The sequence below is a fragment of the Brevundimonas mediterranea genome (assembly GCF_011064825.1).
In the GTDB taxonomy this organism is placed as follows: domain Bacteria; phylum Pseudomonadota; class Alphaproteobacteria; order Caulobacterales; family Caulobacteraceae; genus Brevundimonas; species Brevundimonas mediterranea_A.
Genome location: NZ_CP048751.1, coordinates 2,622,463 through 2,645,144, shown reverse-complemented (window position 1 = coordinate 2,645,144; position 22,682 = coordinate 2,622,463). Strand labels below are relative to the sequence as shown.

Genomic DNA, 22,682 nt, shown 5'->3' with positions numbered 1-22,682 from the left:
GACCAACCGCAACGAGGGCGTCGCATGCGGCTATCGAGACGAGGGCTTATTCTGGGCGGATCGGCCATGTTGGCGGGTTGCGCCAGCGCGAGCGCCAAGGCCCCGCTCACCACCGCCGCGACAGTCGCGCCGGTCGTCCCCCCTGCGGCGCCGATCCAGACCGTAAGCGTGACGCCTCCGCCGCTGGATCCGCGCGGTCATGTCCGCAAGGAACTGATGGAACGCGCCATGACGGCGTTGGACGTCCACCACCACAAGATCCCGCTTCGCGACCGCATGTATCTGGTCGATTTTCAGAAATTCTCGGGCGAAGAGCGGCTGTACGAGGTCGATCTGGTCGCCGGCGAGGTCAAGGTCCTGCGCACCTGCCACGGTCGCGGTTCCGACCCCAGCCACTCAGGTTACGCCCAGCGCTTCTCCAATACGCCGGATTCCAACATGTCCTCGGTCGGCGCCTACGCCACCGCCGGCGCCAGCTGGGGGTCGCAACAGGGGCCGAATGTCCTGCTGGACGGGCTGGAGTATTCAAACGACAAGGCCCGCGAGCGGGCCATCATCATCCACGGCGCCGACTACGCCGACCCGGACTTCCTGGCGCGCGAAGGCAAGCTGGGTCGCAGCTACGGCTGTTTCTCGGTCGCCCACACCGATCTGCCCGAACTGCGCGAACGCATGGGCGAAGGCCGGCTGCTGTTCGCCTGGGCGTAGGGCTCAGCCCCGGTCCAGGGCCCGCCAGCCGATGTCAGAGCGGTTGAAGCCGCCGGGCCAGTCGATCTTCCGGATGGCGGCATAGGCGCGTTCGCGGGCCTGGGCGATGTCGTCGCCCTCGGCGCAGACGTTCAGGACGCGGCCGCCGGCAGCGCACAGCAGGCCGTCTTCGCGGCGTCGGGTCCCGGCGTGGAAGACCTGGACGTGGGGGCCGAAGTCCTGATCGACGCCGCGAATGATCGACCCCTCCAGCGGGCTGTCGGGATAGCCCTTCGCCGCCATGACGACGCAGATCACCGTCTGGGGCTTGAAGGCCGGGGACGGCAGGCCGGAGACGTCGCCCCGCGCACAGCCCAGCAGATAGGGGACGATGTCCCCGGCCATCCGCATCATCAACACCTGGCATTCGGGATCGCCGAAGCGGGCGTTGAACTCGACGACCTTGGGGCCGTCGGCCGTGGCCATCAGGCCGGCGTAGAGAACGCCGCGATAGGGAGCGCCTTCCTCGGCCATCTTGCGGATGGTGGGCTGGACGATCCGTTCATCGGCCTGCTGCACCAGGTCGGCGGTGAAGACCGGGGCGGGCGAATAGGCGCCCATGCCGCCGGTGTTGGGGCCGGTGTCGCCATCGAAGGCGCGCTTGTGGTCCTGGGCGCCGCCGAACAGGACGGCCTGCTTGCCGTCGCACAGGGCGAACAGCGAGCCCTCCTCGCCGTCCATGAACTCCTCGATCACGACGCGGGCGCCGGCGGCGCCGAAGCGGCCGCCCAGCATGCGTTCGATCTCGGCCTCGGCGTCGGCGCGATCCGGGCTGATGGCCACGCCCTTGCCGGCGGCCAGGCCGTCGGCCTTGATGACATAGGGAGGCTTGAACACGTCCAGCGCGGCCTTGGCGTCCTTGACCGTGTCATAGACGCCGTAGCCGGCGGTGGGGATTTCGTGGCGTTCCAGGAAGGCCTTGGAGAAGGCCTTGGACACCTCCAGCTGGGCCGCCTTGGCGGTGGGGCCGAAGCAAGGGATGCCGGCCGAGGCCAGACGGTCGGCGAGACCGGCGGCCAGGGCGACTTCCGGCCCGACCACGACGAGGTCCGCCTTGATCTCGCGGGCCAGGGCGGCGAGGCCCTCCGCGTCGTCGGCCTTGACCGAACGGAGCTCGCACAGCTTCTCGATGCCCGGATTGCCGGGGGCGGCGACGAGGCGGGTGACCAGCGGCGACTGGGCGATCTTCCAGGCCAGGGCGTGTTCGCGCCCGCCCGATCCGACGAGAAGAATAATCATGAAGTCGGCAATGACGGGCCTGCGCCGGGCGGTCAAGCGCCCGCCGGGCTGAAGCGTCAGAACAGGGCGGAAAGGACGTAGACGACCAGGCCGATCAAGGCGATCCCACCGATGATCAGCCAAGGGCTCAAGGCGCCGCCCGCCCCGCTGCGACGCATGAGGTCGCGCTCGCGAGGGTCGCGGTCGTCCGGATCGGTTCCTTGGGGGTCGGCGGCCATGAAAGCCGAACGGGGCGGCGTCGATCCTGTTCCCGCAAGAGGCGACGCAGGCTAGGATGGGCCGATGAGCGACGACTCCTATGTGTTCGAAGGCCCGGCCGAGGCCGCCGCCCCGCGCGACAACAATCCGCCCCTGTCGATCTCCGAACTGTCCTTCGCCCTGAAGCGGACGCTGGAGGAGCGATTCGGCCATGTGCGGCTGAGGGGCGAGGTGTCCAAGGTCAATCGTCACGCCTCGGGCCATATCTATCTGACCCTGAAGGACGACAAGTCGGCCATCGACGGGGTGATCTGGAAGGGATCGGTGCGCGGCCTGGGGGTCCAGCCGGAGGCGGGGCTGGAGGTTATCGTCACCGGCAAGATCACCTCGTATCCGGCGCGGTCGTCGTACCAGATCGTGATCGAGAGCATGGAGGCGGCCGGCGCCGGCGCCCTTTTGGCGCAACTCGAGCGGCTGAAGGTCCGGCTGCGCGAAGAGGGCCTGTTCGAGCCGGGGCGCAAGAAGCCCCTGCCCCAGTTTCCTCGCACCATCGGCGTCATCACCAGCCCGACCGGGGCGGTGATCCGCGACGTCCTGCACCGGATCGCCGAACGCTGGCCCTGCCGGGTGATCGTCTGGCCCGTCGTGGTCCAGGGCGAGGCGGCGTGCGGCCAGGTGTCGAACGCCATCCGCGGCTTCGACGCGATGACCGTCGATGGGCCGATCCCCCGCCCCGACCTGCTGATCGTGGCCCGTGGGGGCGGCTCGGTCGAGGACCTGTGGTGCTTCAACGACGAAGGGCTGGCGCGGACGGTCGCGGCGGCGCGGATCCCGATCATCTCGGCCGTGGGGCACGAGACGGACACCACCCTGATCGACTTCGTGTCCGACCGGCGCGCGCCGACCCCCACCGGGGCGGCCGAGATCGCGACGCCGGTGCTGGCGGACCTGAGATATGCGGTCGCCGACCTGGACCGGCGGATGGTCCTCGCCGGCGGGCGGCTGATCGAGGATCGGCGCACGCGGCTGCGCGCCGTGGCGCGGGGTCTGCCGGCGCGGCCGGAGGATCTGCTGGCCCTGGCGCAGCAGCGACTGGACAACGCCGCCAGCCGCCTGGGGTCGGGCCTGCAACGCAATGTCGCCCTGCACGAACGGCATCTGGCCGTGACGGGCGGCAAGCTGAGCCCCGCCCTGTTGCGGGCGCGGATCGAGCGAGGACAGGACCGGTTGCGCGGCGCGGGCGACCGGCTGGGCGCCGCCTTGCAAGCCGGCGTGGCGCGCGGCGAGCGGCGGCTGCTTCAGGTTTCGGCGCGACTGTCGCCAGCCCCCCTGCATCGTCGGCTGGACCAGCGCGAGGCGCGGTTGCAGGCGCTTGGGGCGCGGCTGGACGGCGTCATGCCGCGTCGGCTGGAACGGGACGCGGATCGGCTGGCGGGCCTGACGCGCGCCCTGGCCACGCTGGACCCCGGCCGGCCCAAGCCCGGCTTCGCCCGCGTGGAAAATCCGGACGGCGACTGGATCACTTCCGCGGCGACGCTGGAGGCGGGCCAGGCGGTGCGTCTTGTGTTCGGTGACGGCGCAAGGGGCGCGATCATCGACGGCGGCGACGGCCGTACAGCGTCCGCCCCGGCGCGGCCGGCGCCTCGGCCCAAGCCTGCCGCGCCGGGGCAAGGCGACCTGTTCTGACCGGTTCCGTCCGTTTTCCGCTTCGCCCCGGCGGCGCTTCCTGCTAACCGCCGCCCCATGAAGATCCCTCGCATCGCCCTAGCCGCCTATGGCTTCGCCGTTCTGATCATCGTGCTGGACCAGTGGACCAAGGCCTGGATTCTGGGCCTGCCCGACGTCGCATCGATCAGCCAGATCCCGCCCGGCTATGTCTTCGCCGAGGTGCTGCCGCCGATCCTGCGCTTCACCTTTGTTCAGAACACCGGCGTCAGTTTTGGCCTGTTCGGCGGGGGCGAGGCGCGCTGGGGCTTGACCATCTTCTCGGTCATCGTCTCGGCCGGCCTGGCCTGGTGGGCGACCCAGTCGAATCGCCGCCTGCTGATCACCGCCATCGGTTTCGTCATGGGCGGGGCCCTGGGCAATGTCATCGACCGGGTCCGCTTCGGCTATGTGGTCGATTTCATCGACTTCTCCGGCACGGGCGTCTTCCCCTGGGTGTTCAACATCGCCGACAGCGCCATCACCATCGGCGTCATTCTGCTGATTCTGGACAGCTTCCTGTCCGACAAGGCCGCCAAGGCCTGAAACCGGCTTTCGACTGATCCAAAGCCCGTTTCACGGCCTCGGCGAGATCGCCGGCGCAGCGGATCAGGCTCGAAGGTTGGCGCGGCCCCCGAAAAGTCGTAATCACCCCGTCTTCACTATGCCAACAACGCCCGTAGAGGCGTTTCGAGCATCAGCCGATCAGAGCCTGAACCCATGCGTATCCGCAGCGTCGCCGTACTGACCCTCGCCGCCTCCGCCGCGCTCGCCGTGTCGGCCTGCGGCAGCCTCAAGCAAGGCATCGGCCTGACCAAGGTCGTGCCGGACGAGTTCGTGACCGTCTCCACCGCCCCGCTCAGCGTCCCGCCCGAGTACGGCCTTCGCCCGCCCGCACCCGGCCAGCCGCGTCCGCAGGAACTCGCGCCTGAAAGCGCCGCCCGTCAGATTCTGCTGGGTCAGCGCCAGGCCGTCACCCGCACCCCGGGCGAGCAGGTCCTGGTCGCCCAGGCCGGCGCCGACCAGGCCGATCCCCTGGCCCGTTACGTCGTCGACGACGAGTTCGGCGACATCGCACACAAGGACGAAAGCTTCGCCAACCGCCTGATGTTCTGGCGCAAGGATGACGCATCGACCCAGGCGCCGACCGTTCGCCAGACCTCGGAAGGTCAGACGACGATCGACGCCACGACCGAGGCCGCGCGTCTTCAGGCCCTGACCGGCGGCCAACAGGCCATCACCATCACCCCGCGTCGCAGCGGCGGCTTCAAGCTGCCCGGTCTCTAAGACCTCTTCGCCTCTTTTCTAAGGACGCCTGCCACGGCGTTGGTCCTCTCGCTGTCGGAAGATAACTGATGCGTCGCGTGCTCTCCGCCCTGGCCGCCGTCTCCATTGCGGCCGCTGTCCTGCCCGTCGCCGCCGAGGCGCAGACCTCGCAGCGCCAGCGTGATCGCGGTTCCAGCGGCCAGCAGGCCGATGGGTCTGAAAATGCGCCCTCCAGCCGCGCGCCGCGCATCGCGCCCCTGCGCCGTCGCGCCAACGCCGGCCCCTGCCCCTTTGTGAAGGTGCTGTACGACGCCGCCCGCTACGTCGAGCTGGAAGGCGGCCGCGCGGCCGTTTCCAACGTCGGCTACACCGGCGAGATCGAAGGCGTGTCCGCCGACTGCGAATACCGCGAGGCCGATCCGATCCGCCTGGATATGGACATCCTGTTCGAGCTGGGCCGTGGCGAAAAGGCGGCGGGCGACCAGAAGACCTATCGCTACTGGGTCGCCGTGACCGAGCGCAACAACGCCATCCTGGCCAAGGAATATTTCGACCTGCCGGTGGATTTCGACGGCCAACGCACCGCCTCGGTTCATGAACAGCGGACCATCGTGATCCCCCGCGCGGGTATCGACACCAGCGGCGGCAATTTCGAAGTCCTGATCGGCTTCGACGTCACGCCGGAAATGGCCGAGTTCAACCGCTCGGGCAGCCGCTTCCGCGTCAACGCCGGCGTGCCGGCCCAAGCCTCTGCGCCGAACCAATAATGGCTGATCTGAAGACCGTCCTCAGCGAAGCGGTCGCCGCCGCCTTCGCCGCCGAAGGCGTGGATGCGGCCCTGGCCCGCGTCACCCCGTCCGACCGCCCCGATCTGGCCGACTTCCAGTCGAACGGCGCCCTGGCCGCCGCCAAGGCGTTGAAGGCCAATCCGCGCGAGCTGGCGGGCAGGATCGCCGAGCGGCTGAGCTCCGACCCGCGCTTCGCCTCGGTCGAGGTGGCGGGACCGGGCTTCATCAATCTGAAGCTGGCCGATGCGCTGCTGGCCGAACGCGCCGCAGAGGTGGCCGCCGACGCCGAGCATGCGGGCTCCGCCGTGGTGGCCGATCCTCGCAAGGTGGTGATCGACTACGGCGGTCCGAACGTGGCCAAGCCGATGCACGTCGGCCATCTGCGCAGCGCCATCATCGGCGAGAGCCTGAAGCGGCTGTTCCGTTTCCGCGGCGACCACGTCACCGGCGACGCCCATTTCGGCGACTGGGGCTTCCAGATGGGTCTGCTGATCGTCGCCTGTGGCGATGAAGGCCTGGCGGAAGGTTTCCTGGCCGAGGGCGACGGCCCGTTCCCGGCCGACAGTCCGGTGACCCTGGCCGATCTTGACCGGCTGTATCCGCTGGCGGCCGGCAAGGCCAAGGAAGACCCGGCCTTCCGCGACCGCGCCCGCAAGGCGACGGCGGAGCTGCAGAACGGACGTCCCGGCTATCGCGCCCTATGGACCCATTTCGTGGCCGTCAGCCGCGAGGCGCTGAAGCGGGAATACGGCGACCTGTCGGTCGATTTCGACCTGTGGAACGGCGAGAGCGACGCCGATCCCCTGATGCCGGAAATGCTGGCGCATCTGAAGGCGACCGGTCTGCTGGTCGAGGACGACGGGGCCCAGGTGGTGCATGTCGCCAAGCCCGGCGAGACCCGCAAGAAGAAGCTGGCCGACGGTTCGGTGATCGAGGCCCCCTCGCCCCCGCCCCTGCTGGTGATCAGCTCGGAAGGCTCGGCCATGTACGGCACGACCGACCTGGCCACCATCCTGGACCGCAAGAAGGCCCTGGCGCCGGACCTGGCCCTGTATGTCGTCGACGAACGTCAGGCCGAGCATTTCGAACAGGTGTTCCGCGCGGCCTATCTGGCCGGCTACGCCGCCGAAGGGTCGCTGGAGCATCTGGGCTTCGGCACCATGAACGGCCAGGACGGCAAGCCGTTCAAGACCCGGGCCGGCGGGGTGCTGAAGCTGCGCGACCTGATCGACCAGGCGACGGACAAGGCGCGCGAACGGCTGCACGAAGCCAAGCTGGGCGACGACCTGTCGCCGGAAGAATTCGAGGCCATCGCGCACAAGGTGGCCATCGCCGCCCTGAAGTTCGCCGATCTTTCGAACGCCCGCACCACCAGCTACGTCTTCGATCTGGACCGGTTCATGAGCTTCGAGGGCAAGACGGGCCCCTATCTGCTGTACCAGTCGGTGCGGATCAAATCCCTGCTGCGCAAGGCCGCCGAACAGGGCGCGACGCCCGGCGCCATCGTCATCGCCGAGCAGGCGGAACGCGATCTGGCCCTGACGCTGGACGCCTTCTCGACCGCCGTGTCGGACGCCTATGACAAGCGGATGCCGCATCTGGTGGCCGAGCACGCCTATCGGGTGGCCCAGTCCTTCTCGAAATTCTACGCCGCCTGCCCGGTGCTGGTCGCGCCGGACGAGGCGACGCGCGCCTCGCGCCTGGCCCTGTCGGCCGCGGCCCTGCGTCAGCTCGAGACGGCCCTGACCCTGCTGGGGATCGAGACGCCCGAACGGATGTGACCGCCGTTCTGTGACCTGAAAGACGCGGACTCCGCTGCGCTCCTCTGATTAACCTTTACGGGGGACAGGGGGCGGACGACGGATGGGGAAACCCTACGGTCAGCATCACGGGCGCATTCGCATGGCCGATGGGGCCATTCGTGGTTTCGGTCCCGGCGATTTCACGCCGCCGTTCCTGAAACGCCGCGCCGTCCTCTATGTCGACGGCTATAACCTGTTTCACGCCCTGCTGGACCAGAAGCGGCGCGAATGGCTGTGGCTGGATCTGCGGGCCCTGGGGCGGGGGCTGATCGATCCGATGGAGCGGCTGACTGGCGTCGTCTGGGTCAGCGCACACAAGCCCCAGGCCCGGGCGCGGATGGAGGCGCAGTTCCGCTATGAGACGGCGCTGAGAGCCCGGCGCGTGCGCTGTCTGATGGGCCATTTCGTCGTCCACGGCGAACATTGCCGCGCCTGTGGCCACGGCTGGAGTTCGGCGACGGAGAAGCAGAGCGACGTCAACCTGGCCCTGGCGGTGGCGGACGATGTGGCGGCGAACCGGGTCGATAGCGTCTATCTGCTGACCACCGACGGGGACCATGCGGCCACGGTGCGGTTCGTGCGCGAGGCCTATCCGGACAAGCGGATCGTCAGCGTCGCCCCACCCGGCCGGCTTCACAACCGCCAGATCGCCAACTGGACCGACGAACTGGTCGGGATCGGCTCCAATCTGCTGGCCCAGTCGATGCTGCCCGACCGACTGAAGACGGCCAAGGGCTGGATCGAACGGCCCGAGGCCTGGAGCGCCCGGCCCAGCCTGCCTCCGCCGCCCGATCCACCGCCGACCGACGACGCAGGGAAGACCAAGGCTGGACATCTGCGGCTGGTGGTGTCGAACGCCTAGTGGCGACGAGGGCCTCATGCTATATGTGCTAGCACAAGGAGCGACCATGCCCGTCAACCTCCACGTCCGCAACATCGACGATGACATCGCCATCGCCCTGAAGAAGCGCGCCCAGGAAAACAATCGCTCGGCCGAGGCGGAGCATCGCGAGATCCTTCGCAAGGCTTTGACGCCTCGTATCGACGCGGAGTGGGAGCGCCGCGCCGCCGCCCTTCGCGACGCCACCAAGGGAAAGCTCAGCACGCCCTCCGAAATCCTGATCCGCGAAGATCGGGATTCTCGTTGATCGTCGTGGACGCGAGCGTGGCGATCAAGGTCGCGCTCTATGAACCCGACAGCCCCATCGCCGTCGCCGCCCTGCGCGCTCAGCCCTGGTCGGCGCCTGATCTGATCCTGTCGGAATGCGCCAACATCATCTGGAAGCGCTGTCGGATGGGCGACATCACTCGCGATCAGGCGATGCAGGCGGTCACACTGATCGAAACCATGAACCTGGATGTAGAGCCCGGTCGCAGGCTGATCGAACGAGCGGTGGAATTGGCGATCGCGCTGGACCATCCGGCCTATGACTGCTTCTACATCGCCCACGCCGAACAGTTGGGCGCGCCCCTTCTGACGGCGGACAAGAAACTCATCGCCAAGACGCGGGCGTCCGACGCGACAAACATCGAGATCATGGGTCTGGATGACTATGCACGAAAGAATGACCTATGAATCTGGCACCTGACACCGACCTCGACGCCTATATCGCCGGCCTGCCCAAGGCGGAGCTGCACCTGCACATCGAAGGCTCGCTGGAGCCGGAGCTGATGTTCGAACTGGCGCAGCGCAACGGGGTGTCCATCCCCTATGACAGCGTCGAGGCGGTGCGGGCGGCCTATGATTTCTCGAACCTGCAGGACTTCCTGGACATCTACTACGCCGGGGCGGCCGTGCTGCTGACGCGCAAGGATTTCGAGGATCTGGCCTTCGCCTATTTCCAGCGGGCGGCCGCCGATAATGTGCGCCACGCCGAGATCTTCTTCGATCCCCAGACCCATACCGACCGGGGCGTGGCCTTCGGCGTGGTGGTGGAGGGGCTGATCGCGGGGATGGACCGGGCCAAGGCGGAACTGGGCGTCAGTTCGGGGCTGATCCTCAGCTTCCTGCGCCACCTGACCGAGGAGGAGGCGTTCGCGACCCTGGAGGCGGCCAAGCCCTATCTGCATCATTTCATCGGGGTGGGGCTGGATTCGTCGGAGGTCGGTCATCCGCCTTCCAAGTTCCAGCGCGTCTTCGCCGCCGCGCGTGAGCTGGGCCTGAAACTGTGCGCCCACGCCGGGGAGGAAGGCCCGCCGGCCTATGTCCACGAGGCGCTGGACCTGCTGCACATCGACCGGATGGACCACGGCAATCGCTCAATGGAGGACGAAGCCCTGGTGGAGCGACTGGCGCGCGAGCAGATGACCCTGACCGTCTGCCCCCTGTCGAACCTGAAACTGTGCGTGGTGAATGACCTGAAGGACCACCCCGTGCCGGAGATGCTGCGTCGGGGCCTGCACGTCACCCTGAACTCGGACGACCCGTCCTATTTCGGCGGGTATGTGAACGACAACTACAGCCGGCTGGCGGCGGCGGTGGGGCTGACGAAGGATCAGGTGACGCTGTTGGCGCGGAACAGTTTCGAGGGGTCGTTCCTGGGCGAGACTGAAAAGGCGGCGTTCCTGGCTGAGGTGGATGCCTACGCGGCGGTCTGACGCCATCCCATCCCCCACCCGTCATCCTCGGCCTTGTGCCGAGGATGACGGATCAAAGAGTGCGCCAAACATCACTTTATCTTCCCGACGCTAAATGTTCCTGATATGTTCCGTTTATGGAACAGGCGAACGAAGACAGCGCGGGCCTACGCTGGCTGTTCGTCGATCTGAACGCTTTCTTCGCCAGCGTCGAGCAGCAGATGAACCCGGACTGGCAGGGCAGACCTGTCATCGTCCGGCCAGCGATGAGCGAATACACCGGGGCCATCGCCGCCAGCTATGAAAGCAAGGCCTGGGGCGTCCACACGGGGATGCGGGTGTCAGAGGCGCGCAAACTGTGCCCCGGCCTGATCGTCGCCGAGGCGCGGCCGGACCTCTATGTCGCGGTCCACAAGAAGATCATGGCCGAGATCGACCGCCACGTGCCTGTGTGGAAGGTCGGCTCCATCGACGAATGTTCGTGCGAACTGCTCGGCCCCGAACGGCAGGAGGCGAACGCCGTCGCCCTGGCTCGACGGATTCAGGCCGGCATCCTGGAGAATGTCGGCGACTGTCTGCGCTCGTCCATCGGGCTGGCCCCGTCGCGGTTCCTGGCCAAGACCGCCTGCGGCATGAAGAAGCCGGCCGGGTTGACCATCCTGAGAGCGAACGAACTGCCCGGCCCGCTGCTGGACCTGCCGCTGTCGAAATATCCCGGCATAGGCCCGCGGATGCGACTGCGGCTGGAGGCGGCGGGCGTCGCGGACACCGCAGGCCTGTGGACCATGAGCGCCCGGCAGGCGCGCGCGGTCTGGAACAGTATCGAGGGCGAACGCATCTGGCGTGGCCTGCATGGCCTGGACAGCGAGCCGACGCCGGAGAAGCCCCCGGCCTCCATCAGCCACAGCCACGTCCTGGCCCAGGCCATGCGGACCCCGGACAAGGCGCGCGCCTTGGCGCGGCGGCTGGTGGTCAAATGCGGGGCGCGGCTGCGGCGAATGGGCCTGACGGGGGCGAGCCTGACCCTGCATCTGGACATGGGACCGAAGGCGACGCCCAGAAGCGACCGGCGAGGCTGGGAGACGGCGGCTATGAGTTGCCCCGTCGCGCCGACGCAGGACACCTTCGCCCTGCTGACCGCGCTGGATGTCCTGTGGCGCAAGGTCGAGCCTGAGTTGGAGGCCGGACGGCTGAGCTATGTGGGTGTCGGGGTTCACGGGCTGAAATCCCGTGACGCCTTCGAGACGGACCTGTTCGATACCGGGCCGGATCAGGGCGGCGAGGCCCCGTCCCTGCGCCTGTCCCAGGCGCTGGACGCCCTCAATCGCCGCTATGGCAAGGACACCGTCAGCATCGGTCCCAAGGCGGGCCTGCCCGAATTCATCGGCGCCAAGATCGCTTTCACCCGCATTCCGGAGGCGGAGGATTTCTGGGAGTGAGCTGAGATCAACCCAGCAGGGCCGCAGCCTCAATGTCCGACACCCCCAGCGCCCGGAAACTGTCCCGCGCCGCCGCCGCCGTCTCAGGCGCGATCGCGCGGCTGGCGTCGGAGATGACCACGGCCTCGAAGCCTTCGCGCACCGCATCCTCCGCGGTGAAGCGGACGCAGTAGTCGAAGGCCAGGCCCGCGAGGAAGACCCGGGTCACGCCCAGGTCGCGCAGCAGGCCGGCCAGGCCCGTCGGGGTGCGATGGTCGTTCTCGAAGAAGCCGGAATAGGAATCGACCGCCGGGTGGTAGCCTTTGCGGATCACGGCCAGGGCCTTTTGCACCGTGGGTGCCGCGTCGGGATGGAAGTCGGCGCCGGGCGCGCCCTGGATACAGTGATCGGGCCACAGCATCTGGCGGCCGTAGGCGACCTCGATCTCGGTGAAGGGGGCCGCGCCGGGGTGGTTGGAGGCGAAGCTGATCTGGTCCGGCGTGTGCCAGTCCTGGGTCAGGATCACCCGGTCGAACCGGTCCGCCAGCCGGTTGATCAGGGGCATGATCCCCGCCCCGCCCGCGACCGCCAAAGCGCCGCCCTCGCAGAAGTCGTTCTGCGGGTCGATAACCAGGAGAGCGTCGGTCTCGAAAATCTGCATCACATGCCCGCGTAGGCGTCGATCTCGTTGGCCGAACCCAGGGCGACGGGGATGCGCTGGTGCAGATGCTCGGGCTGGATGTCCAGGATGGGCTGCGTCCCGTCCGTCGTCGCCTTGCCCCCGGCCTGTTCGACCAGGAAGGCCATCGGATTGCCTTCGTACATCAGGCGCAGCTTACCGGGTTTGTTCGGCTCGCGCTTGTCCCACGGATACAGGAAGACCCCGCCGCGCATCAGGATGCGGTGGACGTCAGCGACCATGGCCGCTACCCAGCGCATGTTGAAGTTCTTGCCGCGCGGGCCTTCGTCGCCCTTCAGCAGGTCGCCCACATAGGTCTGCACCGGCTCGGACCAGTGGCGCAGGTTTGACATGTTGATGGCGAACTCCTTGGTGTCCGGCGATATGGCGATGTCGTCGTGGGTCAGGATCCAGTCGCCGTCGTTCGACAGGGTGAAGCCCTTCACGCCCGCACCCGTGGTCAGGACCAGCATGGTCTGGGGACCGTACAGGGCATAGAGGGCCGCGACCTGGTTGCGGCCCGGCTGCATGAAGTCGGCCTCGGTCGGCGTCGGCGTGGTGGACTTCAGCACCGAGACGATGGTCCCGACCATGGCGTTGATGTCGATGTTGGACGACCCGTCCAGCGGGTCGAACAGGACCAGATATTGGCCGGTCGAATGGGTCGCCGGCTGGACCTCGTCCATTTCCTCGGAGGCGACGCCGGCGACGGCGGGGCTGGCCAGAAGGGCGTCGGTCAGCATGTCGTTGGTCATGACGTCGAGCTTCTTCTGCTCCTCGTCCTGGACATTGATCTGGCCCGAGGCGCCCAGAGCCCCGGCCAGGGCGCCGCCGGCGACGACCTTGCTGATGTCGGCGCAGGTGGCGGCGACGACGGTCAGCACCGCTTTCAGACCCTCGGGCGCGTCGAGCGCGGCGATATGGGCGTCGAGACGGGTGCGGTCGGCGGTCATGCGGTCGGTCCGGTGCGGCTGAGGCGGTTCCCGTTCTTGGCGGGCCAACGGCGCGAGGGCAAGGGCGACTCAACAACAGGCGATGCGAACGGCGACAATGACGCCGCCGGACGGCCTCCGAAAGCCGCCAACGCTTGACTTGGGCCCGGAGTCGGTGGCTTAGGTCGGATGCTCTCGCGGGAGAGTTCGGGACCGGCAGGCCGGCCCCCGACGCCGAAGGCGCAACCGCCCCGGAAACGCTCAGGCAAACGGACCGCGACAGCATACGGACGCTGGAAAGTCGCCCCCTTCTCGGGATCAGGGCGCGCCGACGGAGCAAGGTGGTCTGACCGCCGGAATCTCTCAGGCTTCAGGACAGCGGGGGCGCGAAGACGGCGGAGCTCCGCCACCAAACGCGACCGTGAAAGCCTGAACCATGACCGACCAAGCCCTGAAGACCACGCCCCTGAACGCCGCGCACCGCGCTCTGGGAGCCCGGATGGTGGGCTTCGGCGGCTATGACATGCCGGTCCAGTATGAGGGCGTCCTGGCCGAGCACCGCTGGACCCGCGAACACGCCGGCCTGTTCGACGTGTCGCACATGGGCCAGTGCAAGATCACCGGCGAGGACGCGACCGCCCAGTTCGAGCGGTTCGTGCCCGGCGACTATGAAATCCTGAAGGCCGGCAAGCAAAAGTATTCGCTGCTGCTGAACAAGGACGGCGGGATCATCGACGACCTGATGGCCGGCCGCCCGGATCACGACGGCCTGTTCGTCGTCGTCAACGCCGGCAACAAGGACGAGGATTTCGCCTTCTGGAGCGCAAACCTCGAAGGCGACGCCAAGCTGACCGTGCTGGACCGCGCCCTGATCGCCATCCAGGGGCCGGAAACCGCCGAAGTCATGGCCGCGCATGAGCCGATCCTGGCCGAGATGGGCTTCATGGAATGCGCCCGGCTGATGCTGTTCGGCGTCGACTGCTACGTCTCGCGTTCGGGCTATACCGGCGAGGACGGCTATGAGATTTCGGTGCCGGCGGATCAGGCAGAGCGCGTCTGGAACACCATCCTGGAAGACGCCCGCGTCAAGCCGATCGGCCTGGGCGCCCGCGACAGCCTGCGGCTCGAAGCCGGCCTGCCGCTGCACGGCCATGACATCGACCCGACGACCAGCCCGGTCGAAGGCGCCCTGACCTTCGCCCTGTCCAAGTCACGCAAGGAGCGCGCCGACTTCAACGGCGCCGACCGCATCCTGAAGGAACTGGCCGACGGTCCTTCGCGCATCCGCATCGGCCTGATCGTCAAGGAAGGCGCCCCGGCCCGCGAAGGCGCCGAGATCGCCGACGCTGACGGGAACGTCATCGGCAAGGTCACCTCGGGCGGCCCCTCCCCCACCCTGGGCAAGAACATCGCCATGGGCTTCGTGCCGCCGGCCTATGCCGCGCTGGGTACGGAGTTGAAGGTCGTCGTGCGCGGCAAGTCCGCCGCCGCCGAAGTCGTCGCCATGCCCTTCGTGGCGCAACGCTATTACCGGAAGCCGAAGGCGTAACATTCATCCCGTCACCCTCGGGCTTGACCCGAGGGCCGGGCGATCAACCGCTCGTGCGAAGACATCGACGCACGGACCGCACAACATCCGATCCTCGGGTCAAGCCCGAGGATGACGGGAGAGGAGAATAGAAATGAAATTCACCAAGGATCACGAGTGGGTCAGCCTGGACGGCGACATCGCCACCGTGGGCATCTCCAAACACGCCGCCGACGCCCTGGGCGACGTGGTGTTCGTTGAAGTGCCGGAAGTCGGCAAGATCGTCGCCAAGGGCGCCAGCTTCGCCGTGGTCGAGAGCGTCAAGGCCGCTTCCGACGTCTACGCCCCAGTCTCGGGCGAGGTGGTCGAGGCCAATGACGCCCTGTCGACCGCCCCGGAAACCGTCAACGCCGCCCCGGAAGGCGACGGCTGGTTCGCCAAGATCAAGGTGTCGGACGTCTCGGAACTGGACGCCCTGATGGACCAGGCCGCCTACGACGCCTTCCTCGCCACCCTCTAGTATCAAACTCCGTCACCCTCGGGCTTGACCCGAGGGCCGGAGGATCAACCGCTTGTGCGAAGACTTCGACGCACGGCCCGCACCGCATCCGATCCTCGGATCAAGCCCGAGGATGACGGAGTGAGAAGAACATGCGTTACCTCCCCCTGACGCCCGACGACCGCACGGCGATGCTCGCCGCCATCGGCGCGAAATCGATCGACGACCTTTTCGTGGACGTGCCCGAGGCGGCGCGGCTGGACGGGCCGGTGGACCTGCCCCGCGTGGCCGGCGAGATGGAGGTCGAGCGCGCCCTGTCCGCCATGGCGGCCAAGAACGCGACGGCCGGCGCGGTGCCCTTCTTCTGCGGCGCAGGGGCCTACAAGCACCACGTCCCGGCGACGGTGGATCACGTGATCCAGCGGTCCGAGTTCCTGACCAGCTACACCCCCTACCAGCCGGAAATCGCCCAGGGGACCCTGCAGTACCTGTACGAATTCCAGACCCAGGTCGCGAACCTGACCGGCATGCCGGTGGCCAACGCCAGCCTCTATGACGGCTCGACCGCCATGGCCGAGGGCGTGCTGATGGCGACCCGCGTGACCCGCCGCAACAAGGCGGTGATCTCGGGCGGCGTGCACCCCCACTACGTCAAGGCGACCGAAACCGTGGTCCACGCCGTCGGCGTCGAGACCCAGGTCCTGGCCGCCGCCGTCGACGCAGAGGCCGCCGTGATCGACCAGATCGGTCCCGACACGGCCTGCGTCGTGGTTCAGACCCCCAACGTCTTCGGCACGGCGACGGATGTGACCAAGATCGCCGAGGCCGCCCACGCCGCCGGCGCCCTGCTGATCGTCGTGGTCACCGAGGCGGTGTCGATGGGGCTGCTGAAGTCGCCCGGCGAGATGGGCGCCGACATCGTCGCGGCCGAGGGCCAGTCGATCGGCAACGCCCTGAACTTCGGCGGCCCCTACGTCGGCCTGTTCGCCACGCGAGAAAAGCTGATCCGCCAGATGCCCGGCCGTCTGACCGGCGAGACGGTGGACGCCGACGGCGAGCGCGGCTTCGTCCTGACCCTGTCGACGCGCGAACAGCATATCCGCCGGGACAAGGCGACGTCGAACATCTGCACCAATTCCGGCCTCTGCACCCTGGCCTTCACCATCCACATGAGCCTGCTGGGCGAGACGGGCCTGCGTAAACTGGCCCTGCTGAACCACGAGAAGGCCGTCGCCACCCGCGACGCCCTGGCGGCCATTCCGGGCGTCGAAATCCTCCCCGACCGCTTCTTCAACGAGTTCGCGGTGCGCCTGCCCAGGAACGCGGCCGAAGTCGTCTCGACCCTGGCCGATCACCATGTTCTGGCCGGCGTGCCCTACAGCCGTCTGGCCCCCGATGCGGGCATGGACGACGTCCTGCTGGTCGCCGCGACCGAGACCACGCTGGATGTGGACATCCAGATCCTCGCCAAGTCGCTCTCCAAAGTCCTCGGCGCGTAAGGGATAACGACCATGAGCACCATGAACACCGTCGGCCGTCCGACCGCTCCGAACGCCGTGACGACCAAGCCCGCCACCCTGACCGGCGGCCGCGGCCTGTTGCAGAACGAAGCCCTGATTTTCGAAGGCGACGGCTGGGGCAAGACCGGCGTCGATCTGGCCGAGCCCAAGACGGACGGCTCTGACCTGGGCGACCTGGTCCGCAAGGATCCGATCGGCCTGCCGGGCCTGTCCGAGCCAGAGGCCATGCGCCACTATGTGCGCCTGAGCCAGAAGAACCACGCCATCGACCTGGCCATCTATCCGCTGGGCTCGTGCACGATGAAGCACAACCCGCGCCTGAACGAGAAGATGGCCCGCCTGCCCGGCTTCTCGGACATCCACCCGCTACAGCCGATCTCGACGGTGCAGGGCGCGCTCGAGCTGATGGACACGCTGGCGCACTGGCTGAAGACCCTGACCGGCATGCCCGCCGTCGCCCTGTCGCCCAAGGCGGGCGCGCACGGCGAGCTGTGCGGCCTGATGGCCATCCGCGCCGCCCACGAGACCTCGGGCCAGCATGAGAAGCGCCGCAAGGTTCTGGTGCCCACCAGCGCCCACGGCACTAACCCGGCCACCGCCGCCTTCGTCGGCTACACCGTCGTCGAGGTCGCCCAGACTGAGGACGGCCGCGTGGACGTCGCCGACCTGGCCGCCAAGCTGGGCGACGACGTCGCCGCCATCATGGTGACCAACCCCAACACCTGCGGCCTGTTCGAGCGCGACATCCTGGAGATCAGCCGCCTGACGCACGCGGCCGGCGCATACTTCTATTGCGACGGCGCCAACTTCAACGCCATCGTCGGCCGGGTTCGTCCGGGCGATCTGGGCGTCGATGCGATGCACATCAACCTGCACAAGACCTTCTCGACGCCGCACGGCGGCGGCGGTCCGGGCGCGGGTCCGGTGGTCCTGTCGGAAGCCCTGGCGCCCTTCGCCCCGGCCCCCTGGGTCGTGCATGATGACAACGGCTATCGCCTGATCGAGCGCGAGGAAGACGAGGCCGAGCAGGCCTTTGGCCGCCTGTGCGCCTTCCAGGGCCAGATGGGCATGTATGTGCGCGCCCTGTCCTACATGATGTCGCATGGCGCCGACGGCCTGCGTCAGGTCGCCGAGGATGCAGTGCTGAACGCCAACTATATCAAGGCCCGGCTGTCGGACCTGATGTCGGCGGCCTTCCCCGATGGCCCCTGCATGCACGAGGCCCTGTTCGACGACGCATGGCTGAAGGGCACGGACATCACCACGCTCGACTTCGCCAAGGCGATGATCGACGAGGGCTTCCACCCGATGACCATGTATTTCCCGCTGGTCGTCCACGGCGCCATGCTGATCGAGCCGACGGAAACCGAGTCCAAGGCCGAACTGGATCGCTTCATCCACGCGATGCGCCTGTTGGCCGAGGCCGCGAAAGCCGGCGACGTCGATCGCTTCAAGGGCGCGCCCTTCCACGCCCCCTTGCGCCGCCTGGACGAAACCCGCGCCGCCCGCTCGCCGGTGCTGCGCTGGACCGCGCCGGCAGGGTCGAACCAGGCGGCGTAAGGGCGACGGATAGGCCCCGTCATCCCAGGGCTTGTCCCTGGGATCCATACTCCCAGCGCCAGACGAAGGCGCATTCTGCGGAAACACCGGGAGTATGGATCCTCGCCGCAAGGGCGAGGATGACGAAGGTTGAAGAGGGGTGACCTCCCCCTATTGTGTCCTGGAGGCAACAGCCAGAAGCCCTTGATCAATCATGACCAAAGCTTCACGCCGTAGACACGGATCGGCCATGGACACACGGTCTTAACGAGCCTGTGGCAGGCTGGCCACGGTCGCTCTTTCCTCTCCCGAGTCGGGATCGGGCGGTCGTGACGATCGTTGTCACAGGACCTCCCTCCTCTCTGTCTGGCGCCGACTTGACCTTCGCAACCGCGATCCGCCTTCCGTCCTACCGCGCGCGCAGCCGTACGCTTCGCGCGCTGAAGCGATGGGCGCTGATGGCGGGCGGGCTGTTCGTGGTGCTTCTGGGAATTCTGATCGCGCCCCTGCCGGGTCCAGGCGGCATTCCCGTCATCGCCGTCGGCCTGATGCTGATCCTGAAGAGCTCCTTCTGGGCCAAGCGGCTGTTCATTCGTGCCCAATACGCCCGGCCCAAATGGGTCTATCCGTTCCGGCGGCTCATGCGCAAAAAGCCGGAGTTCGCTCCTGTCTTCTGGCAGCAGGCCCTGCGCGCCGAGAAGGTCGTGCTTAAGAGACCCCGCCGACGTCTGACGCGGTTGCGGAAGATGCTTCGTCGCTATTTCCGGAAGCTTTTCCGCTAGTTGACAGACCGTCTCGCGGTTGCGTTGTCGCAACTGCTAACCACATCATCGTGAACGCCCTTCTCCCTCTACAGGCGTATTCTGTCTGGGCGTTATCAGAGAACCACCAAATGCGTTGGGAGGCGCTAAGGTCATGATGTCACGCGTACAAAAGGGCATGATCGCGGGCGTCGCCGCGACCGTCGCCGTTTCCTTGCTTGAAATACCCAACCTGTTCCTGAACTGGTTCGACCCGTTCCAGGGGGTCATCGCCACCATGATCGGCATGCCTGGAAACATGGCCGTCGGCTGGGCGATCCACGCCTTCAGCGGCGTCTTCATCCTGGGGCCGTTGTTCGGTCTGATGTGTCCCCGCCTGCCCACCGACACCCCCGAGACCAAGGGCATCGTCTTCGCCGTCGGCGCCTGGGTGGTGATGATGGGGGCCATCCTGATGCTGGGCGATTACCGGACCTTCTCGGCCGCCGCCGGCTTCGGCACCATCGGCTGGCTGCTGATCACCCATGCGGTGTTCGGCATCGTGCTGGGCAATGTCTACGCCCGACTGGTGACACGCGAGAAGCGCCAGGCGGCCCATTTCATGGGCGGCGCCACCGCCCACTGACAGCGGGGCATTAGACACAAGAAAAGGCCCCCAGCGACGCCGGGGGCCTTTTTTCGTTCGGCTAAGCCGGCCGGCCTCAGTTCAGGCGATCGCCGATCTGGGCGATGGCGGCGTCCAGCAGCGGGTCCTTGGCGCCGCCGGCGAGGCGGGCGGCCAGGATCTGTTCCGCGGCCTTGGCGGCCAGGTCGGCGGCGGCCGCCTTGACCTCGGCCGAGGCCTGGGCCTCCGCCTGGGCGATGCGGGTCTCGGCCATCTTCTGGCGACGGGCCAGGGTCTCTTCCAGCTTGGCCTTGGATTCGACTTCCAGACGACGGGCGTCGGCTTCCGCCTGGGCCATCATCTCGGCGGCCTGAGCCTCGGCCTCGGCCTTTTCCTTGCGGATCTGGGCCAGCAGGGCCTCGGCCTCGGCGCGCAGACGGGCGGCCTCGTCCAGGTCGGCCTGGATCTTGGCGCCCTTGGCGTCCAGTTGGGCGGCGGCGATCTTGGGCACGCCGGCGGCGATCAGGATGCCGAAGAAGATCAGCAGGCCGATCCCGACCCAAATCTCCGCATTGGCGAAGCTCCAGATGCCGTGTTCGAAGATCAGGTTCATCAGACGGCTCCCTTGGCCGTAGCCAGCTCGCCCGAGGTGGCGGCCTTGCCGGTCAGGCGCTCGACCATGGCGGCGGCGGCGTCGGAGGCGATCACGGCGACATTGGCCATGGCCGCGTCGCGGGTCTTGCCGATGGCGGTCTCGGCCTCGGCGATGCGGGCGTTGACGACGGCTTCTTCCGCAGCCTGGCGGGCGGCGGCGTCTTCGGTCACGCGGGCCTTGGCGGCGGCGGCCATGGCGCGGGCGTCGGCGCGGGCCTTGGCGACTTCAGCCTGGGCTTGAGCTGCCTGGTCGGCGGCCTCGGCCTGAACCTGACGCGCGGTGGCGACGGCGTTGGAAATCGTATCGGCCCGCTCGTCCATCACCTTGCGAAGGCGCGGCGCGAAGACCTTGGAGACCAGAACATACAGGATGACGAACAGGATCAGCAGATAGCCGATCTGTCCCGCCCAGTGTTCGAACTGGAATTGCGGCAGGCCGCCCGAGCCGTGCTCGGCGGCGGTCGCCGTCTCGGCGTGCAGGTCCGCTTCGACCGAAGCCGGAACCGCATGATTGGTGTGGGTGCTGGCCATGAACCGTCTGCTGCAGGATCAGATGAAACGGCGCGCGGGCGAGCCCCGCGCGCCGGTATCGGCTGATATCAGCCGAAGATCATCAGGATGCCGAGCACGAAGGCCAGGATGCCCAGGGCTTCGGCGAGGGCGGCGCCCACGAACAGGTTGCCGACCTGGCCGGCGGCGGCCGACGGGTTGCGCAGGGCGCCGGCCAGGAACTGACCGAAGATGTTGCCCACGCCCAGGGCCGAACCGATCATGCCCAGGGTTGCGAGACCGGCACCGATGTACTTGGCGGCTTCAGCGTCCATGATTGTATTCCTAGATTTAAGTCGTTGGTGGTTGGGGTGAAGAGACTGGTCCTGCCCTTAGTGGGCGTGATCCAGGTTGACCACATCATTCAGATAGATGCAGGCCAGAACGGCGAAGACGAAGGCCTGAAGGAAGGCCACGAGAAACTCCAGGGCGGTCAGGGCGACGACCATGCCCAGCGACAGGGCCGCGACCGGGAAGGCCAGCAGGCCGACGCCGCCGCCCAGACCCAGCAGGCCCAGGGAGACGACGAAGCCGGCGAAGATCTTCAGCGCCACGTGGCCGCCCAGCATGTTGCCGAACAGACGAAGCGCCAGGGTGACAGGACGCAGCAGGAAGGAGACGAACTCGATCAGACCGACGACCGGACGCAGCGCCAGCGGCGCGCCCATCGGCCAGAACAGCTTGAAGAAGCCCAGGCCGTTCTTGGCGAACCCGACCACCAGCACCAGACCGAAAGTGATCAGGGCGAAGGTGACGGTGATGGCCAGCTGCGACGTCGCCGTGAAGGTCAGGAACAGACCCAGGATGTTCATGCCCAGGATCAGCATGAACAGGGTGAAGACGAACGGGAAATACTTGCGGCCTTCATGACCGATGATGGAATCGGCCAGATTGTCGATCAGGCCGAACACGCCCTCGCCTGCGGCCTGCAATCGGCCGGGCACGACCTGGGCGTTCGAGGTCACGGCGGCCAGGAAGCCGACGATCACGACGAAGGCGGCCGTCATGGCGATGTGCGAATTGGTCACGGCCAAATCGACCGTACCCAGAACGGGCAGGGTCACGTCAGGAAGATCGATGACCTTCTGAATCTGAAACTGATGAATCGGATCGGCCATGAAGCCCTATCGTTCCCCGTCTTCGTCGGCCTCGACATAAGGATCGGCCGGAGCCGACGTACCTAACGCCTTGGCCTGCGCCATCAGCCGGTTGGCTGTGCGACGCGCCATGTAAATCGACAAGGCGAAGCCCAACAGGACCCCGCCGATCAAACCCCACGGACGGGTCCCGAAGACCCAGTCCGCGATGAAACCCGCCGCAAGACCCACGAAGACGCCGCCGAGAAGCTCGGCGATGATCTTGTAGGCCTGACCCGACACCTGATGGCCGGTCAGCTCGGCGGATTTCTCCACCGTGGTCCGCGCCTCCAATGCGGATGCGCTGTCTTGGAGGCGTTTGATCGCCTCTTCGCGCGATTCCGACATGGGGGACAGGACCTGTGCTCTCAGCGCTCAAACAATGTGTTTGGGCGGGTCTGAATTCGGCGCGGAAACTAATCGTGAGCGGCCAAGAGGTCAAGGCGTCGTGAACGGAGGTTAAATCTTTGTTCGAACTCGATTTTCGCCGGATAAGGCCTGACCGTGGCGATGCGTCGCTGTTCAAGACCAGGGATTCGGTC

Annotated in this window: 26 protein-coding genes and 2 riboswitches; of the genes, 17 read left to right on the top strand and 9 right to left on the bottom strand. The window is 67.3% G+C overall.

What is annotated here, in order from left to right:
• Nucleotides 1-24: 24 nt before the first annotated feature.
• The gene (locus GYM46_RS12895; RefSeq protein WP_035307683.1) at nucleotides 25-708 is read left to right on the top strand and encodes a murein L,D-transpeptidase catalytic domain family protein; all 684 of its coding nucleotides are present in this window, start codon (nucleotides 25-27) and stop codon (nucleotides 706-708) included.
• Between the two features lie 3 nt (nucleotides 709-711).
• On the opposite strand, the gene purD is transcribed toward GYM46_RS12895, so the two are convergent.
• Nucleotides 712-1,986, bottom strand: a complete 1,275-nt coding sequence (gene purD / locus GYM46_RS12890) for a phosphoribosylamine--glycine ligase (protein WP_008259322.1) — start codon at nucleotides 1,984-1,986, stop codon at nucleotides 712-714.
• A gap of 56 nt (nucleotides 1,987-2,042) precedes the next feature.
• Nucleotides 2,043-2,204, bottom strand: a complete 162-nt coding sequence (locus tag GYM46_RS12885) for a hypothetical protein (RefSeq protein WP_008261803.1) — start codon at nucleotides 2,202-2,204, stop codon at nucleotides 2,043-2,045.
• Nucleotides 2,205-2,268: 64 nt separating this feature from the next.
• Here GYM46_RS12885 and xseA point away from each other — a divergent pair, with 64 nt between their 5' ends.
• The 10 genes from xseA to GYM46_RS12835 all read left to right on the top strand — a co-directional run bounded on the left by xseA (nucleotide 2,269) and on the right by GYM46_RS12835 (nucleotide 11,760).
• Nucleotides 2,269-3,870 carry an exodeoxyribonuclease VII large subunit gene (gene xseA / locus GYM46_RS12880; RefSeq protein ID WP_008261226.1) on the top strand — a complete coding sequence of 534 codons (1,602 nt, stop codon included), beginning with the start codon at nucleotides 2,269-2,271 and terminating at the stop codon, nucleotides 3,868-3,870.
• A 57-nt stretch (nucleotides 3,871-3,927) separates the two neighbouring features.
• Complete coding sequence (gene lspA / locus GYM46_RS12875; protein ID WP_008261136.1) at nucleotides 3,928-4,434, top strand: signal peptidase II; 507 nt, start codon at nucleotides 3,928-3,930, stop codon at nucleotides 4,432-4,434.
• Between the two features lie 174 nt (nucleotides 4,435-4,608).
• The gene (locus GYM46_RS12870) at nucleotides 4,609-5,175 is read left to right on the top strand and encodes a DUF3035 domain-containing protein (RefSeq protein ID WP_008261403.1); all 567 of its coding nucleotides are present in this window, start codon (nucleotides 4,609-4,611) and stop codon (nucleotides 5,173-5,175) included.
• A 68-nt stretch (nucleotides 5,176-5,243) separates the two neighbouring features.
• The gene (locus GYM46_RS12865) at nucleotides 5,244-5,921 is read left to right on the top strand and encodes a hypothetical protein (protein ID WP_008260559.1); all 678 of its coding nucleotides are present in this window, start codon (nucleotides 5,244-5,246) and stop codon (nucleotides 5,919-5,921) included.
• Entirely contained in the window at nucleotides 5,921-7,723 is a 1,803-nt protein-coding gene (gene argS / locus GYM46_RS12860) for an arginine--tRNA ligase (protein ID WP_008258648.1), read from the top strand. Before GYM46_RS12865 ends, argS begins: the two co-directional genes overlap by 1 nt.
• Before the next feature lie 121 nt (nucleotides 7,724-7,844).
• A complete protein-coding gene (locus GYM46_RS12855; RefSeq protein WP_008262807.1) occupies nucleotides 7,845-8,606 on the top strand; it encodes an NYN domain-containing protein in 762 nt (253 codons plus the stop codon).
• Between the two features lie 46 nt (nucleotides 8,607-8,652).
• Entirely contained in the window at nucleotides 8,653-8,892 is a 240-nt protein-coding gene (locus tag GYM46_RS12850; protein WP_008261351.1) for a FitA-like ribbon-helix-helix domain-containing protein, read from the top strand.
• Nucleotides 8,796-9,320, top strand: coding sequence for a type II toxin-antitoxin system VapC family toxin (locus GYM46_RS12845; RefSeq protein WP_083793379.1), 525 nt, complete (start codon nucleotides 8,796-8,798; stop codon nucleotides 9,318-9,320). The genes GYM46_RS12850 and GYM46_RS12845 overlap by 97 nt, the downstream gene beginning before the upstream one ends.
• Entirely contained in the window at nucleotides 9,317-10,342 is a 1,026-nt protein-coding gene (locus GYM46_RS12840; RefSeq protein ID WP_008264345.1) for an adenosine deaminase, read from the top strand. The genes GYM46_RS12845 and GYM46_RS12840 overlap by 4 nt, the downstream gene beginning before the upstream one ends.
• Nucleotides 10,343-10,458: 116 nt before the next feature.
• On the top strand, nucleotides 10,459-11,760 hold the full coding sequence (locus GYM46_RS12835; protein ID WP_008262090.1) for a type VI secretion protein ImpB: 1,302 nt from the start codon (nucleotides 10,459-10,461) through the stop codon (nucleotides 11,758-11,760).
• A gap of 7 nt (nucleotides 11,761-11,767) precedes the next feature.
• Here the strand turns inward: GYM46_RS12835 and GYM46_RS12830 are convergent, their stop codons facing one another.
• Both GYM46_RS12830 and GYM46_RS12825 read right to left on the bottom strand, forming a co-directional pair.
• Nucleotides 11,768-12,400 (bottom strand): nicotinamidase, encoded by a 633-nt coding sequence (locus GYM46_RS12830; RefSeq protein WP_008261932.1) that lies wholly within the window; start codon nucleotides 12,398-12,400, stop codon nucleotides 11,768-11,770.
• Complete coding sequence (locus tag GYM46_RS12825) at nucleotides 12,400-13,371, bottom strand: class 1 fructose-bisphosphatase (protein ID WP_008259819.1); 972 nt, start codon at nucleotides 13,369-13,371, stop codon at nucleotides 12,400-12,402. The genes GYM46_RS12830 and GYM46_RS12825 overlap by 1 nt, the downstream gene beginning before the upstream one ends.
• Before the next feature lie 167 nt (nucleotides 13,372-13,538).
• A riboswitch (glycine riboswitch) is annotated at nucleotides 13,539-13,637 on the top strand.
• 4 nt (nucleotides 13,638-13,641) lie between these two features.
• A riboswitch (glycine riboswitch) is annotated at nucleotides 13,642-13,731 on the top strand.
• A 55-nt stretch (nucleotides 13,732-13,786) separates the two neighbouring features.
• On the opposite strand from GYM46_RS12825, the gene gcvT reads away from it, so the two are divergent.
• The 6 genes from gcvT (at nucleotide 13,787) to GYM46_RS12795 (ending at nucleotide 19,822) form a co-directional block, all read left to right on the top strand.
• Nucleotides 13,787-14,899 carry a glycine cleavage system aminomethyltransferase GcvT gene (gene gcvT / locus GYM46_RS12820; RefSeq protein WP_008262688.1) on the top strand — a complete coding sequence of 371 codons (1,113 nt, stop codon included), beginning with the start codon at nucleotides 13,787-13,789 and terminating at the stop codon, nucleotides 14,897-14,899.
• A gap of 133 nt (nucleotides 14,900-15,032) precedes the next feature.
• Nucleotides 15,033-15,398, top strand: coding sequence for a glycine cleavage system protein GcvH (gene gcvH, locus GYM46_RS12815; protein WP_008262168.1), 366 nt, complete (start codon nucleotides 15,033-15,035; stop codon nucleotides 15,396-15,398).
• 131 nt (nucleotides 15,399-15,529) lie between these two features.
• A complete protein-coding gene (gene gcvPA, locus GYM46_RS12810) occupies nucleotides 15,530-16,876 on the top strand; it encodes an aminomethyl-transferring glycine dehydrogenase subunit GcvPA (protein ID WP_008260361.1) in 1,347 nt (448 codons plus the stop codon).
• A 12-nt stretch (nucleotides 16,877-16,888) separates the two neighbouring features.
• Nucleotides 16,889-18,457 (top strand): aminomethyl-transferring glycine dehydrogenase subunit GcvPB, encoded by a 1,569-nt coding sequence (gene gcvPB, locus GYM46_RS12805; protein ID WP_008261196.1) that lies wholly within the window; start codon nucleotides 16,889-16,891, stop codon nucleotides 18,455-18,457.
• A 356-nt stretch (nucleotides 18,458-18,813) separates the two neighbouring features.
• Nucleotides 18,814-19,218 (top strand): hypothetical protein, encoded by a 405-nt coding sequence (locus GYM46_RS12800; RefSeq protein WP_154725560.1) that lies wholly within the window; start codon nucleotides 18,814-18,816, stop codon nucleotides 19,216-19,218.
• A 133-nt stretch (nucleotides 19,219-19,351) separates the two neighbouring features.
• A complete protein-coding gene (locus GYM46_RS12795) occupies nucleotides 19,352-19,822 on the top strand; it encodes a DUF6789 family protein (protein WP_035309002.1) in 471 nt (156 codons plus the stop codon).
• Between the two features lie 76 nt (nucleotides 19,823-19,898).
• Here GYM46_RS12795 and GYM46_RS12790 read toward each other — a convergent pair whose 3' ends face one another.
• The 5 genes from GYM46_RS12790 to GYM46_RS12770 form a co-directional block, all read right to left on the bottom strand.
• Nucleotides 19,899-20,414 carry a F0F1 ATP synthase subunit B gene (locus tag GYM46_RS12790; protein WP_008258724.1) on the bottom strand — a complete coding sequence of 172 codons (516 nt, stop codon included), beginning with the start codon at nucleotides 20,412-20,414 and terminating at the stop codon, nucleotides 19,899-19,901.
• Entirely contained in the window at nucleotides 20,414-20,986 is a 573-nt protein-coding gene (locus GYM46_RS12785) for an ATP synthase F0 subunit B' (protein ID WP_008263958.1), read from the bottom strand. The genes GYM46_RS12790 and GYM46_RS12785 overlap by 1 nt, the downstream gene beginning before the upstream one ends.
• 68 nt (nucleotides 20,987-21,054) lie before the next feature.
• Nucleotides 21,055-21,279, bottom strand: a complete 225-nt coding sequence (locus GYM46_RS12780) for a F0F1 ATP synthase subunit C (RefSeq protein ID WP_008261286.1) — start codon at nucleotides 21,277-21,279, stop codon at nucleotides 21,055-21,057.
• 57 nt (nucleotides 21,280-21,336) lie between these two features.
• Nucleotides 21,337-22,122, bottom strand: a complete 786-nt coding sequence (locus GYM46_RS12775) for a F0F1 ATP synthase subunit A (protein WP_008262197.1) — start codon at nucleotides 22,120-22,122, stop codon at nucleotides 21,337-21,339.
• A gap of 6 nt (nucleotides 22,123-22,128) precedes the next feature.
• Complete coding sequence (locus GYM46_RS12770; RefSeq protein ID WP_008261665.1) at nucleotides 22,129-22,488, bottom strand: AtpZ/AtpI family protein; 360 nt, start codon at nucleotides 22,486-22,488, stop codon at nucleotides 22,129-22,131.
• Nucleotides 22,489-22,682 lie beyond the last annotated feature (194 nt).